Annotated in this window: 13 protein-coding genes; 4 read left to right on the top strand and 9 right to left on the bottom strand. The window is 33.2% G+C overall.

Annotation, left to right across the window (positions count from 1 at the left end; translation table 11 throughout):
• Both VIX88_RS01600 and recQ read right to left on the bottom strand, forming a co-directional pair.
• Entirely contained in the window at positions 1–1,077 is a 1,077-nt protein-coding gene (locus VIX88_RS01600) for a glycosyltransferase (protein ID WP_064970702.1), read from the bottom strand.
• 4 nt (positions 1,078–1,081) lie between these two features.
• On the bottom strand, positions 1,082–3,286 hold the full coding sequence (gene recQ / locus VIX88_RS01595) for a DNA helicase RecQ (RefSeq protein ID WP_064970704.1): 2,205 nt from the start codon (positions 3,284–3,286) through the stop codon (positions 1,082–1,084).
• Between the two features lie 143 nt (positions 3,287–3,429).
• Here recQ and VIX88_RS01590 point away from each other — a divergent pair, with 143 nt between their 5' ends.
• The 4 genes from VIX88_RS01590 to VIX88_RS01575 all read left to right on the top strand — a co-directional run bounded on the left by VIX88_RS01590 (position 3,430) and on the right by VIX88_RS01575 (position 9,395).
• A complete protein-coding gene (locus tag VIX88_RS01590) occupies positions 3,430–4,389 on the top strand; it encodes a KpsF/GutQ family sugar-phosphate isomerase (protein WP_004919153.1) in 960 nt (319 codons plus the stop codon).
• Positions 4,390–4,409: 20 nt separating this feature from the next.
• Positions 4,410–5,237 carry a twin-arginine translocase subunit TatC gene (gene tatC, locus VIX88_RS01585; RefSeq protein ID WP_004919151.1) on the top strand — a complete coding sequence of 276 codons (828 nt, stop codon included), beginning with the start codon at positions 4,410–4,412 and terminating at the stop codon, positions 5,235–5,237.
• A gap of 3 nt (positions 5,238–5,240) precedes the next feature.
• Positions 5,241–5,798, top strand: a complete 558-nt coding sequence (locus tag VIX88_RS01580) for a hypothetical protein (RefSeq protein WP_004919149.1) — start codon at positions 5,241–5,243, stop codon at positions 5,796–5,798.
• Between the two features lie 111 nt (positions 5,799–5,909).
• Positions 5,910–9,395 carry a DUF2723 domain-containing protein gene (locus tag VIX88_RS01575; protein ID WP_185126659.1) on the top strand — a complete coding sequence of 1,162 codons (3,486 nt, stop codon included), beginning with the start codon at positions 5,910–5,912 and terminating at the stop codon, positions 9,393–9,395.
• A 416-nt stretch (positions 9,396–9,811) separates the two neighbouring features.
• Here the strand turns inward: VIX88_RS01575 and VIX88_RS01570 are convergent, their stop codons facing one another.
• From VIX88_RS01570 to VIX88_RS01540, 7 genes are all read right to left on the bottom strand, one after another.
• Positions 9,812–10,066 (bottom strand): hypothetical protein, encoded by a 255-nt coding sequence (locus VIX88_RS01570; RefSeq protein ID WP_237190457.1) that lies wholly within the window; start codon positions 10,064–10,066, stop codon positions 9,812–9,814.
• Positions 10,067–10,314: 248 nt separating this feature from the next.
• A protein-coding gene (locus VIX88_RS01565) for an IS1 family transposase (RefSeq protein WP_127919909.1) occupies positions 10,315–10,997 on the bottom strand; the annotation gives its coding sequence in 2 pieces (ribosomal slippage) (positions 10,315–10,670 and positions 10,670–10,997; 684 coding nt in all).
• 238 nt (positions 10,998–11,235) lie between these two features.
• Positions 11,236–11,991, bottom strand: a complete 756-nt coding sequence (gene tpiA / locus VIX88_RS01560) for a triose-phosphate isomerase (protein WP_064970339.1) — start codon at positions 11,989–11,991, stop codon at positions 11,236–11,238.
• Between the two features lie 18 nt (positions 11,992–12,009).
• Positions 12,010–12,360 carry a hypothetical protein gene (locus VIX88_RS01555; protein WP_004918936.1) on the bottom strand — a complete coding sequence of 117 codons (351 nt, stop codon included), beginning with the start codon at positions 12,358–12,360 and terminating at the stop codon, positions 12,010–12,012.
• An 18-nt stretch (positions 12,361–12,378) separates the two neighbouring features.
• Positions 12,379–13,257 carry an IS982-like element ISRa1 family transposase gene (locus VIX88_RS01550; protein WP_127919822.1) on the bottom strand — a complete coding sequence of 293 codons (879 nt, stop codon included), beginning with the start codon at positions 13,255–13,257 and terminating at the stop codon, positions 12,379–12,381.
• Between the two features lie 122 nt (positions 13,258–13,379).
• Entirely contained in the window at positions 13,380–14,453 is a 1,074-nt protein-coding gene (locus VIX88_RS01545) for a BT_3928 family protein (RefSeq protein WP_064970338.1), read from the bottom strand.
• On the bottom strand, positions 14,446–14,991 hold the full coding sequence (locus tag VIX88_RS01540) for a DUF1599 domain-containing protein (protein ID WP_064970337.1): 546 nt from the start codon (positions 14,989–14,991) through the stop codon (positions 14,446–14,448). Before VIX88_RS01540 ends, VIX88_RS01545 begins: the two co-directional genes overlap by 8 nt.
• Between the last annotated feature and the right edge of the window lie 200 nt (positions 14,992–15,191).

The following is a 15,191-nucleotide window of genomic DNA, read 5'->3' as shown; positions in this document are numbered from 1 at the left end:
TTATAGGCTTAATAGATTGACATATTGCTCTAAAATCACATCTTTAGAAAATAAAGAATAAATGTGGTCTCTTATATTTTCTTTGGGATAATTTCCTTGAGATAATAATATAGACTTTATTTTTTCTGAAAACTCTTTGTGATTTTCTATGTTTGCAACTTCTCCGTTTACGCCGTATTTTATAATTTCGTTGATTCCTCCAGGACAGTTATTGGCAAGGGCATAAGTACCACACGCCCCAGACTCTAGTAATACATTAGGGAAACCTTCGTATCTTGAAGACAGAATAAATAAGTCGGCATACTTTAGAAACTGATAAGGGTTCTTTTGCTTCCCGTGGAATATCACATTAGACAGCCCCAACTCTTCTTTCATTTGGTGTAGAAGCTCTTTGTCCTTACCATCGCCTAAAATATGGAGTTTTATCGGTTCATTTTTAAGAAAAGAAAATACTTTGAGTAGATTATCAAATCCTTTTCTTTCGGATAGATAACCTATAGCAACCACATTTTTCATTTCGTTTGAGAAAAGGTTAGGTTTTTCTGAAATAGAAAGCTGTTGGTCTATAAATTCAAAATCAACAGGATTGTTAATCTTAGTGATTTTGTTAGGTTTTATATTGAAATTTTTAATTAAATCTTCCGCCATATCATCACTTTGAGCAATAATGGTATGGAAGTTATTATAAAATTTGTAGAAAAACTTAATTTCCTTTCTTGTAACATGTTTAGAGACTACATTGGTTTCCCTAGCGATAAATTTCACCTTAGGGAAAAGCCGTGTAAATATTGATAAATAAGCATTTACCTCGCCAAATCCAGAGAAAACAATGTCTGGTTTTCTTCTCCATATTTCCTTCAAAATAGGTTTTAGAGAGTGGCGTATCCTAGGTGTTTTTAAATCTATAATCTCTATATCCTTTTTTAGAAAATCTAAATAACCGCCTTCTTTTCTAAGAAGCATTATTTTAGGAGTAAATTTTTCTCTCGGTAGATGATTAGCAATGGTGATTACAATTCGTTCTGCACCACCCATTTCCATATCGGGAAGAATAAAAATAATCTCCTTTTTCTTCATAAAATTAGTTGGCTACATCGCTAATAAACTTAATTCTAAGCAGGCGAACTTCGTCATCGCTCAACTCTTCGCCAAACTCTGCTAAAAGGACTTTCATACTATCACTTTCAGACTCTTTCATAAACTCCATAAAGTCATCTACTATTTCCTCGTCAAAATTCTCCTCTATATAATAATCTATATTGAGTTTTGTGCCTTGGTAAACGATACTTTCCATTTCGGAAATGAGTTCGTCCATCGAAAGGTTTTTAGCATTAACAATATCTTCTAAATCTATCTTTTTATCTGTATTCTGAATGATGAACACTTTGTGGCTAGATTTGTTTGCTACTTTTTTTAGCACCATATCATCAGGGCGTTCTATGTTGTTATCTTCAACATATTTTTTGATGAACTCGGCAAATTCTTTCCCAAACTTTTTAGCTTTACCCTCACCTACACCATAAACCTTTGCAATTTCTTCTATAGTGATAGGGTATTGCACCGTCATATCCTCTAAACTTGGGTCCATAAACACGGTGTAAGGAGGAATGCCTTGTTTTTGAGCGATTTTCTTTCTTAAATCCTTGAGTTGATTAAATAGAACTTTATCAAGTCCACCACCACCTTGGAGTTGTACTTGGTCTGAATCTGCTTTAGTTTGAGCTAAATCGTACTCTCTATCTTCGGCAATTAAGAAAAGCTCTTTGTCTTTTCCAGAAATAATATTCTGTCCTTTCTTGCTCACCCTAAGTACTCCATAGGTCTCTATATCTTTAATAATATAGCCTCTTACCGTAGCCTGTCTAATGATAGATTTCCAATAATTATCCGAAGTTTCTTTACCTATCCCAAAGAACTCGGATTTTTCTAGCTTATAGGATTTGGTAGTTGGTGTTTCTTTGCCTACAAGAACGGCGATTAAATCTTTCGTTTTAAACTTTTCTTCTAAACTTTTAATAAGGTTTAGTACCGTTTTGAAATCGTTTGTAACGTCTTTTAGCTTAGGTGGATTTACAGAGTTGTCGTCCATTTTGGCACCAGCACCGTTAATTGGGTCAAACTCCTCACCAAAGTAATAAAGTATATACTGTCTTCTACTCATAGAGGTTTCGGCATATCCTACTACTTCATTCAGTAACTGTAAGCCAACTTCTTTCTCTGAAACAGATTTTTGAGCCAAAAATTTCTCTAGTTTTTCAATATCTTTAGGGTCGTAGAATGCTAAACAATGTCCTTCGCCGCCGTCTCTACCAGCTCTACCTGTTTCTTGGTAATAACTTTCTAAAGATTTAGGGAAATCATAATGTATCACAAAACGAACATCAGGTTTATCTATCCCCATACCAAAAGCGATGGTAGCTACGATGACATCACATTCTTCCATTAAAAATTTATCCTGATTGGCAACCCTTGTTTTTTGGTCTAATCCAGCGTGATAAGGTAGAGCATTGATGCCATTAACTTGTAAAGTTTGTGCAAATTCTTCTACTTTTTTACGACTAAGACAGTAAACTATCCCTGACTTTCCTTTATTTTTATTGATGAATTTTACAATTTCCTTTTCTACATCTACTTTTGGGCGTACTTCGTAAAACAGATTTGGTCGGTTAAAGCTTTCTTTAAAAACTACCGCATCAGACATTCCCAATGTTTTCTGAATATCATCTTGTACTTTAGGAGTAGCCGTTGCTGTAAGGGCAATAACAGGAACATTAGCTATTTTATCTATAATACCTTTTAAGTTTCTGTATTCTGGTCGGAAATCGTGTCCCCATTCGGAGATACAATGTGCCTCATCTATGGCTACGAAAGAAATATTAGCTTGTTTTAAAAAATCTAAATAATCTTCTTTTATCAATGACTCAGGAGCTACATACAAGAGTTTGGTTCTTCCGCTATTGATGTCGCTGAAAACTTGTTTTATCTGTGTTTTATTAAGAGAAGAATTAAGTACATGAGCTACTCCTTCTTCTGAAGAAAGCCCATTAACTGCATCTACTTGGTTTTTCATTAAGGCAATGAGTGGAGATACCACAATAGCTGTGCCTTCTGAAATAAGTGCAGGGAGCTGATAGCAAAGAGATTTACCTCCACCAGTAGGCATAAGTACAAATACATCTTTACCGCTAAGAAGTGTACTGATAATAGCCTCTTGCTGTCCTTTAAAGGTAGAAAATCCAAAATACTTTTTGAGTTCTTCTGCTAAATTGTATGTTTTTTTAGTCATTTTTAGTTTAGTTTACTAAATTTGCAACTTACCAAAGATAAGAAAAACTTTTGGCTTTTGAATTAAAAAAATTGATTAACATAAAAATTTATTCTCTACTGAGCTAGTTCTGAGGGACGAAAATAAACAAAAAATAATAAATAATGAAATCTTCCACTCTTATAGACATTGCAAAAAAGGCTATTGATACAGAAATAGCGGAATTGGAAAGGCTAAGAGATAGCCTAGATAATAGTTTTTTAGATGCAGTGGAACTTATCAATAAATCAAGCGGAAAACTTATTGTAGTAGGGATAGGCAAATCTGCTCATGTAGGGAATAAGATTGTGGCAACGCTTAATTCTACAGGGACACCTGCACAATTTCTACACGCAGCAGAGGCTATCCATGGAGATTTAGGAGTGGTTCAAAAAAATGATGTTGTTTTATGTATCTCTAATTCTGGTAATTCGCCAGAGATAGTTAATCTAGCTCCTTACCTTAAGCAATATTCGGCGGGGCTTATAGGTATGACAGGAAATTTAAAATCCAAACTAGCAGAACATTCAGATATTGTGCTTAACACTTTTGTAGAGAAAGAGGCGTGTCCTAATAAATTAGCTCCAACAAGCTCTACCACGGTGCAAATGGCTCTAGGAGATGCTTTAGCCGTATGTCTTATGGAAATCAATCATTTTAAAGATACCGATTTTGCGAAGTTTCACCCTGGTGGAAGTTTAGGTAAGAATCTTACGGCTAAGGTAGGACAGTTTTTATCTTCACAAAAGCCTCAAGTTTCAGAGGGGTCGTCCATTAAAGAAGTGATAATTTCCATCAGTGCGTCTACCCACGGAGTTACAGTAGTTACGGAAGGAGAAACTATAAAAGGTATTATTACTGATGGAGATTTAAGGAGAATGCTGATGGGAAATGATGACATTAAAGGAATTAAGGCTAAAGATATAATGAGTTTAACTCCCAAAACAATAGATAAAGAAGCGTTAGCAAAAGAAGCTATGAAAATACTTAAACAGTATAACATAGGGCAACTGATTGTAACGGATAAAGGTAACTATTTTGGGATTATAGATTTGCATACTTTGTTAGACGAAGGAATCTTGTAACTTTGTAAAAAATAAAACTAGTGAGTGAAGAAAAAGAAATGTCCTTTTTAGGGCATATAGGAGAGCTTAGAGGGCATTTGGTGCGTTCTATAATAGCTATTGTGGTAGGTGGATTTTTAATTGGCTTTAATATCAATTGGATTATGGATCATATTATCTTCGGTCCTACTCGTCCAGATTTTCTCACCTTTAGAGTGGTTAATTATTTCTCTAGAATGTTTGTGGGCGAAGATGTTATTGTGATGCCACATTCGTTTCCGATACAAGTAAGGCGACTGTTTGAGCAGTTTAATATGATGATGGCGGTTTCTGTAGTTGGAGGGCTTATCATCGCATTTCCCTATGTTATTTGGGAGCTTTGGAAATTTATCAGTCCAGCACTTAAAGAATCCGAAAGAAAAAACTCTATTTTCATCATCAACGGGACTTGGGTGCTATTTGTGATGGGAGCATTATCAGGATACTTTTTGGTAATGCCTTTTGTTATCAATTTTGGTTATTTTTTTAGTATTTCGGATTTTGTAAGGGTAGATATAGATTTATCAAGCTATGTTACTATTTTACTCCAAGTTGTTTTGGGTATGGCTGTGATATTTTTATTCCCGATGATTGTTTATATACTCACTTCCATAGGCATACTTACTCCTATGTTTTTAAGGACTTATAGGAGACACGCTATTGTGGTAATTATGGTGGTGGCGGCTTTTATTACACCCGCAGATATTATCAGTATGTTGGCAGCGGCATTTCCACTAGTAGTTCTTTATGAAATATGCATCTTGATGTCAGCATTGGTTTACCGAAGAATTAAAAAGGAAGAAGCACTTAATTTACCGTTACCAAAGTAAGTAATGAATTTCAAGATAAATAAGGGATATCTTATATCTGATGAGTTTTTAAAAATAGGAGTTGAAGATTTCTATGGAGCTTGTTTGTTTGTTTCTAGTTTAGATTATAAAAGGAACAAGAACAAAACAGATATAAGTTGTATTTTCTACGATAATGGAGGAACATGTAGTACAAAACACGCTGTATTAAGAAAACTTGCTATAGAAAATGGTAGGGAGGAAATAAAACTTATGCTAGGAATTTTTAAAATGGATGCCAACTATGCTCTTAGAATTAAAGAAGTTTTAGAAAAAAATAAACTTAATTACATTCCAGAAGCTCATAATTATTTGAAAATAAATGATAATTGTTTAGATTTTACACTTGAAAATTCTGACTATTCTGAAGTGAAAAATAGGTTGGTTTTTGAGATAGAAATTGAGTACAATCAAATAAATGACTATAAGATTAACATTCATAAAAATTTTCTGAAGGAGTGGATTAAAGCTGAAGGTTTAGACTATAGTTTAGATGAGATTTGGAAGATAAGAGAAGAATGTATACAGGCTTTACAAGATTAAGAAAGCAATACTAGATGATATAAAGACAAGGATAAAAGCAAACTCTCCTTGTCTTTTTCTTTTATAAATAGATGAAAAACATTATTTTCGCACCAAAGTTTAAAAAATATGATGAAGCACTGGAGTTTTAAAAAATGGAACACCATTTTAGGGTGGATAGTTTTTGGGATAGCCTTAATAACCTATCTATCTACCATAGAACCTAATTTTAGCTTTTGGGATTGTGGCGAGTATATTTCCTCTGCCGTGAAATTAGAAGTTACGCACGCTCCAGGAGCGGCATTGTTCCAGCTAGTGGGTGCGGTGTTTGCGATGTTTGCCTTTGGTAATGGAGCTTATTACTCTTTGGTTATCAATGCAATGTCTGCCTTGTTTAGTGCCTTTACCATTTTATTTTTATTTTGGACAATCACTCATTTGGTTAGACGACTGTTGCGTAAAGATTTTGAGGAAGTTACCGAAAACGAGAAATGGGTTATTCTATTTTCAGGGTTGATAGGAGCTTTGTGTTTCACTTTTTCGGATACTTTTTGGTTTTCTGCTGTGGAAGGCGAGGTTTACTCTATGGCATCATTATTTATAGCGTTAATCGCTTGGCTTATAACCAAATGGGAGAACGAATACCAATCCTCTGATAATGAGAGATGGATTATCCTTATCTTCTTCCTAATAGGGCTTTCTGTGGGAGTTCATATGATGGTAATGTTGGTAGTGCCATTTATCTGTTTGGTTTATTACTCTAGAAATTATGATTTCTCTTGGAAATCTTTTGCGATAGCTAATGTGGTTACATTATTTGTTCTCGCTCTTGTATTTAAAGGGATTTTCCCTTTTGTGATGACGATGTTTGGTAAGTCGGAGATATTCTTCGTTAATGGTTTAGGATTGCCTTTCCACTCAGGGACTATCTTCGCATTTTTGGTGCTAATTGCCTTAGGATATTTTGCTATTAACTATGCTAGTTCCAAAGGGAATAGATTGGTACAAATGGCGGTGCTATCTATGGTTTATATGATTATTGGTTTTTCTTGTTGGTTGATGATACCTATTCGTGCCAATGCTAATCCACCAATGAACCTTAATAATCCTGATAACGCCATTGGTATGCTTGATTATTACAATCGTGAGCAATATGGAGATTGGCCTACTTTGTATGGACAAAATTATACTGCCCACTTAGACTGGAACGGAATGGAAAAGAATGAAGATGGAAGTTTAAAAACGATAAAAACAGGCGAAACTTACGAAAAAGACGAAACCACAGGACGCTATATTAAAGTAGGAGATAAGACTAATTATGTTTATAACAAGGCACATATAGGCTTTATGCCTAGAATGTTTGTGCAAGATAAGAATGTGATGTCTAATTACATTTCTATGTATGGTGCTCCAGATTTTGAGTTTAACTATGCTGATGAAGATATAGCGAATAACCCTGAAGCTCAAAAATATTTTGATGAACTAAGAAAAAAATATGATAATGGTACTATTACTGTTGATGATTATCTACAAGCAAAACAGTACCACTTAATCAATCTTAAAAAGCCTACATTTGGACAGAGTTTAGACTACTTCATTACTTTCCAAAATGGACATTATTTTGTGAGATACTTGATGTGGAACTTTGTTGGTCGTCAAAATGATTTGGAAGGTCATATGGAAAACACTAACGGAAATTGGATATCAGGGATTCCTGTGATAGATAATTATCTGTACGGTAGTCAATCGGATATGCCTGAAAAGTATAAAAATGAAAGTACAGTTTATTTCTTTTTCCTGCCACTTATTTTAGGTTTATTGGGAGCGTTCTTCCAGTATACTAAAGATTTTGGAAGGTTCTATGCCTTATTATCTCTGTTCATTCTTACAAGTGTTGGGATTATTTTCTACACAAGTGTAAAACCTTTTGAACCGAGAGAAAGAGATTATGCTATGGTAGGAGCTTTCTATGCCTTTACAATTTGGATAGGCTTAGGAGCAGCGTTTATCTTACAATTATTGAATCAGAAAGTTAAAAAATCTAGTGCAATTTTAGGTGTTGGAGTTTTACTTTTAGGAGTTCCGTTAATGATGGGCTTCCAAAATTACAATCCACATGACAGAAGTGGAAGATATGCCGCTTATGATTATGCTTATTCTACACTAAAATCACTTCCTAAAGATGGTATTCTCTTCGTATATGGTGATAATGATACTTATCCACTTTGGGCAATACAAGAGACAGAACAGTTTAGAGATGATGTAAAAGTGGTGAACTTTACTCTTTTAGCCACGCCTTGGAATATAGACCAAGTGAAAAGACGTACTTACAATGCAATGCCTGTAGCATCGGCACTTAGACATGAGGAATATAGAGAAGGTATAAATGAGCAAATCTATACTCTAAGTACTGAAGATTGGAAAAATATATTTGCCAATTTGAAAGAAAGCGGTGCTCCTGATAATGTGTTAAAAGGCTTTGAAAAGTATATGACACAAGATAGTATGACTTTAAAAGAGGCTGTAGCATTCTTAAAGAATAAGTCTCCTGAGAAAGATATGGTACTAAAAATGATTTATGGTGAAGAAAAGTACGAACAGTACAATGTTTTACCAGTGTCTAAATTCATATTTCCTGTTAATAAGCAAAATGCGGTTAAGGCAGGTATTATTAAACCTCAAGATGTAGCTTTAGCAGAGGATTATATTGTGATAGACTATAAAAAATCTACACTATTCAAAAATGATTTAATGATGCTAGACATCTTAGCTAATTTTGATTGGAAAAGATCCATCAATTTCTCTGTTGGAGGTATTTATGATGCTAGTAATATTTTCTTTTTGAAAGATTATTTACAATATGACGGCTTCAGTTATCGTCTTGTACCTATAAAAACTCCTGAAAAGGAAGATGGAGAGCTAGGTAGAGTAGATGCTGATGACCTTTATAGAATTGTTAAAAACTTTAGATGGGGTAATTTTAAAGATGTCAATGTTCACTTTGATGAAACTTGTACTTCTAATATCATCAGTTATAGGAGTTCTGCAAGTAGAGCTGCAGAGGCTCTAATGGCGAAGGGAGAAAACAAAAAAGCTCAAGAGGTCTTAGATTTAGTAAATAAGGAAATTCCTGTATCTAAATATAATGACCCTCGTTCGCTTAATTCCATTGTTTATGGTTATATTGTGTCTGGGCAAGAGAAGAAAGGTTTAGAATTAGCAGAAGAGCTTAAAAAAGCTATTTTCAAAGAGTATGATTACTACTTAACTTTAACACCAGAAAATCAAAGATATGTTAAGAGAGAAATGAGCATTCAACCATTGTTATACTCTATGGTAGTAGCTTCTGTGTCTGATGCTTATAAGAAGATAGGACAGGAGCAGAAGGCGTATAATTACTTAGTAAGTTCTATAAAACCTATTGATAGTAGATTTAATTCGTTTATAAATCAGCTAAAAGCTATGGGGAAAGAAAAGGCATACCAAGAATCTGAAAATGTACAGAAAATAACACCTTTCTATCAGTATCTTTTTGAGGTAATGAAGCCTTATGATAGTACCTACACTTCAGAAAAAACAAACCAAATTACTGATGCTGTTATAAAAGCTACACAGTAATTGTATAAGAACTTATAGAATATAGAAAAATAGGCTACTTTAGGGGTAGCCTATTTTTTATTTATTTTATGTGAGATTAAAAATCACTTATTTTCTACCAGGTTTTGCCAATACTATATTATGTATAACCGTAGGGTTATAGTTCATACTTCTTATTCTATTGGGTCTTTGATAATAATGACAGACAAATTCTTTTTATTATTAGCCAACCGAAAGAATTGTTGAGATGAAATTTCTCTTTTTTTATACAGAAATACTGTATTTTTTGAGTTGTTTCCTAAATTAGGTATACTGGGCCTAGGATAGTAATCTACAACTTCAGACCGTTTAGCTGTATGGCAGGATAATAAAGCAACTGATATAATAAAAAGATATGAGATATACTTCATAATGTAAGTCTATTAAGTTATACAAAATTATAGAATAGAGCAATAATCATTATTATTCCTATTTATGATATCTCTTATAAACTCATTGGGAGTATTTACACTCAGTAAATATTTTTTCTTAGATGTAGAAATATTCACCATATTTTTTCTATCATTAACAAAAGTTACTGTATCATCCATTAAGACTCCATTAAAGCCAAAAAAACCTTTTGAACTGAATGTAGCTGTAAGATTTGAGAATTCAGTTTTATTAACAGACTTTATATCACCAAAAGGTATCATCTGATAACCTATATTTTTTTGTAAAATAAGGTACTTGTCTGTAATTTTAACTTTCTTTAATGAATTTGCATAAAAGTAAATAGCTACTAGTGAAATTATCAACAAAACTCCGAACTTAAAATAAACATTAACGTATTCACCTATATTATTGTAAAATAAGGTAACTATGAGTAAACTTAAAATGATTAAGGTTAATCCTGTTATGATATTTACTTCGGTAGAATTAGAGCTTTTAAAAACTGGTATTGTTAAATTATTATATTCAATTCATTATTTAGTTTCAAGAACAAAAGTTTTAAAGAATTTTCCAACATTGTTTTTGACTTAGAGTAACACTTTGTTTTTCTTTTAAATCTCGCCAAATAATGCCTTATTCTACTGTTATATCCCTCCACTGTAAAGGTTTCTGCTTTGGAGGTTACGTGTCTTTCACTGGGTATCAGCTCTGAATAACTTTTCCAATAATCACTACAAAAAACATTTATATTTCTGTTTTTCAATTGCTCCCAAAGTTTTAAGAAGGTTTTTGCGTCCCGTTTGTCACAAATAAAACTGATGAACCTTTTTCTAAGTCTATTAACAGCAATCCAGCTCCAACAGTAGTTTTTTTATGCTGTACATAGCTGTGAATCTCATCTAATTCCACTATTTCAATAGGAACTTCATTTTTTGGAAGCTCTACAGATTCTCCCCATTTCTTAACCCATTGATAAACTGTTCCATAGCTAATATTTAATAGCCTCCCAATGGCTCGAAAGCCTAACCCTTCTAGATACATTTCTAAAGCAAGACGCTTTTGTTCTAGTGTTTTTACATCTGATTTTTTCTCAACACTGAAAAAATAGCCACAATCTTTACATTTATATCGCTGTCGCTCTCTGGCAAAGCCTGCTTTAATCTTATTGGATGATTGACATTTGGTACATTTCATTAGGCTAAATTATAAAAAATATATCAGATTAACAATGCCTAAAAACTTTCATAAATTTTATTAAATTTTAGTGAGACAATAATTAAACTCTTCTTATTCTACTAAATTAAACAAAATTTCAGAATTGGAAACTAATTTCATCATCTTTCTTTTCTTTTGATAAGAAAATTTATAAAAAAACTGAGAGCCATAAAAACTCTCAGTATTCTATTTTTAAAGTCAAAAATATTAGCTTCTTTTAGAAAGCCTCTATTATTTTTGAGAAATCTTCTATATTTAAAGCTGCACCACCTATAAGACCACCGTCTACATCAGGCTGAGAGAAAATTTCTTTAGCGTTACTAGGTTTTACAGAACCTCCATAAAGGATAGATACTTCATCTGCCACCTCCTTGCCATATTTTTCTGCTATCATATTTCTAATAAAAGCGTGCACCTCTTGTGCTTGTTCTGCAGTGGCAGTTTCTCCAGTACCTATTGCCCATATAGGCTCGTAAGCTATAACCACTTTCTTTATTTCTTCAGCAGTTAGAGTAAACAAAGCCGTTTGTGTTTGGTTTTTAATCACTTCTAAATACTTACCAGACTTTCTTTCTTCCAAATTTTCGCCATTACAATAGATAGGTGTAAGCCCTTTATCTAATAAAGTTTTCACTTTTCTATTAGCGTGGCTATCGGTTTCTCCGTGGTATTGTCTGCGTTCAGAATGAGCAATAATACTACCATCTAAGTTTACAGAAGCTATCATAGAAGCAGAGATTTCTCCTGTATAAGCTCCAGATTCGTGTTCGGAAATATCCTGAGCATATACTTCTACCTCTTTATTTTTAAAAATATCTTTAGCTGTGGTAAGATAAAGAGCTGGTGGCGCTATCATTACCTTGCAGTTAGGCGTATGTGTGCTAGTATACTCGGATAGCTGTTGCATAAGTGCTTGAGCTTCCGAAAAATCTTTATTCATTTTCCAGTTTCCTGCTACAATGTTTTTTCTCATAATATCAATGCTTTAAGATTAGTCTAATTTCCAAATAGTTTTCATCAGTTTGTAGAACTGGTGTTCTCTTTCTGTAACTTCATTATCTGCTTTAATGAGCGTTTTTGCAAACTTTGCAAATTTCTTTCTTTCGGCTTCGGTAGAATCATCTAAGAAACAACGAGCATGGAACTCAAAATGGTCTTTCCACGCTTCTGGTTGTAGCGTTGCAATAACTTCCAACTCGTTATCTAAATTGATTCTGAACGGAAATTCATCAGCAAGATATTTCTGGATAACGATACCTTCCTCTGGTTGTACTTCGTAGTCCACCGCAGAGAGAATCATTAACAAATGATAACCTGCTATAGATTTGTTTGATTTTTGCATTTTAACTCGTTGTGCATTTTAAATAATACTGATTTTTAGATGATTTAATTTTCTTTGGAAGATAAATTTATTGATATATTGAATAACCGTTGCGGCGGTTATTTTACTGATTATCCTTGTTTTAAAGCCTTCAAAAGTTTTAGCATAGTTTCTTTTAATCATAAATTGGTCGCAAAGTTGAGAGAAAAATGTCTCAATTCGTTTTCGCTTTTTCTTGTACAATGAAAATTGAGGAATATAATCTTTCTGATTACTTCTCATTGGTGTATCTAATTTAATATTAGCATAGTTAAATAAATCTATTTGAACTTTTGCTGATAAATAGCCTCTATCTCCAATTAAAGTACAGTTTCGCATTTGCTCACCAATATCTTTTAAATAGTGGATGTCGTGAACGGATGCAGGGCTTATATCAAAATTCTTAATCACACCATTTAAAGAACATACTGCGTGTAGTTTATAGCCATAGAAATATAATTTCTGTGAAGCACAATAACCATATGTTGGTGAAGAATAGGATTGCTCTTTACAAATTTTTGAACGAGTAGAACGAGCGTTTTCACAAACTTTCATTGGCATGCTATCAACGATAAAAATATCTTCAAACTCATTGAACTCCATCGAAATACGCTGTCTAATTTGCTCTGTTTGTAGGGATAGTCTTCGTTTTCGCTTATTGTAAACACTTCTTTCAATTTTGTTTATCAGAGAGTTTGGCAATTTTCTAAATAACTGTAATTCGCTATCAATACTCAAGTATTCAGCAGTAATATTAAGACTTATGACTTCTAAATCGCTCATTTTAGGTGTTCTTCTCTGATAACTAATCAGTTGATTTTCTGAAAAAAGTCCTAAAACTTCCAAAATTCTTTCATATATTTGCTCTATGTTGTTCATTTATACCGTTTTATAGCAAAAACAATATACTGATTTTCAGTCTAATAAACAACTCTTGTTTTTTTCATTTCATAATGCACAACGGGTTGCATTTTATTTTTATTGTATAGTTAATTTAATGTTTAGTTGATATAATCTTTTGCACTTTTTTTATCTGTAATTTTTCCATTTTCTAAAACGAGTACAAAAGGATTGCTCCTCGCTATGGTCTTGATGACAGTGCCGTCCATCATTGCATTTGGTAGTGTTTTAAATGTATTTTGTGCCGTAGAAACTCCATAAACTACTGTTTTGCGGTGCTTGGAAACTTTATTTTCTACCGCTTCTAAAAGATTAGCATCTACCTCGGTGGGTTTATAGCTAAATACCAAAACCGTTTTTGGAGCTTGTATAAGGCTATCTGTAATATCATTACCGTACAGGCCTTCTATTTTAAATTTTACAATTTCAGACGCATAGCCTTCTTTCACTACCTCGGAAGTGGTTTTGTCTTCTTGGATTACCCAATCAGGATTTTGCCAATAGTTTTGGTTGATGTAATCGTCTTGATTAACTTTTATAATCTCTTTAGTTTTTTTATGTTCAAGGGTGTAAAATGTTTTGTACTCGGACGGATTTTCTTCAATCTTTTTCTTTTCAGACTTTAAATCTGTTCCTATTTTATAATCTCTAAAATCAATAATAGGCTCATGTTTAATACCGTGCAGCATTATCCATAGAGAAACTATTGTTCCTAAAAACAGTACAGAACCTCTTGTTCTTATGAAAGAAATAGAAATCTTATCTCTATATGCAAAGTAGAGTAGAAGGAGTAGGGCGAGAAGCACAATGTCTTTCCAGAAACTTTGCCAAGGTGTAAATTTAATAGCATCTCCGAAGCAACCACAATCTGTAACCACATTAAAATAAGCTGAATAGAAAGTGAGAAAAGCAAAGAATACACACAGCCCAATCAGTGCTAGAAGCACTTTTTTCACTGAAATTTTTAATAGCAATAAAATCCCTAAAATAAGTTCCAAAATCACTACAAAAAAAGCGATTGGAAGAGCCCAACTCTCTAGTATCTCAATATTAAAGACTTGAGGAGAAAAATATTCTTCTAATTTGAATGAAAACCCCTTAACATCTACTGCTTTAACAAAACCTGAAGCAATAAAAATAAGAGCAACAACAATTCTTAGTAAGCGTTTAAGCATTTTGTTCGTTCATTTTTATGAGACAGAATACAGCGTAATTAAGCATATCAAAATAGTTAGCATCTAGCCCTTCCGAAACTAAGGTGTGTCCATTATTGTCTTCTATTTGTTTAGTACGAAGTACCTTTTGATAAATTAAATCTGTAATAGAGGAAATTCTCATACCTCTCCACGCTTCACCATAGTCGTGGTTTTTTCTCTGCATTAGGGCTTTTGCTTCGTTGGTGTAATGTTGATACAAGTTTAAAATTTCTTCAGTATCAGTATCTAAATTTTCTGATAACCCTTTTTCTAATTGAATAAGACCTATAACAGCGTAATTAACTATTGCAATAAACTCTGCTTCCTCCGATTCTTCCACCATTCTTTTTTCGGTCATTTGGAGCGTTCTTATCCTATTGATTTTAATGAAAATTTGATCCGTGATAGAACTTGGGCGTAGCACTCGCCACGCTGCACCGTAATCTTGAAGTTTCTTTCCAAATAAATCTTTACAGAGGTTTATAATTTCGTCGTATTGTTTAGAAGTATTCTGCATATACTGTGTTATTACTCTTCAAAGATAGTGAAAAAAAAGCATATTAGGAATAGGGCTTAACTCTAAATATCATTGCTGATTATACGACAACAATCGGTTACAAATGGTTTTAGTCGAAAGTAAATAATTTTATACCGAGTATTATTCTGGCGATAGCTCATCTTTGCCTTGTGAATGTAAAAGATTTTTAACTGTAGAAA

It is taken from the genome of Riemerella anatipestifer (genome assembly GCF_035666175.1).
Taxonomy (GTDB): domain Bacteria; phylum Bacteroidota; class Bacteroidia; order Flavobacteriales; family Weeksellaceae; genus Riemerella; species Riemerella anatipestifer_D.
Note: the sequence above shows the minus strand (reverse complement) of the source record. Positions and strands in the feature narration are given on the sequence as shown.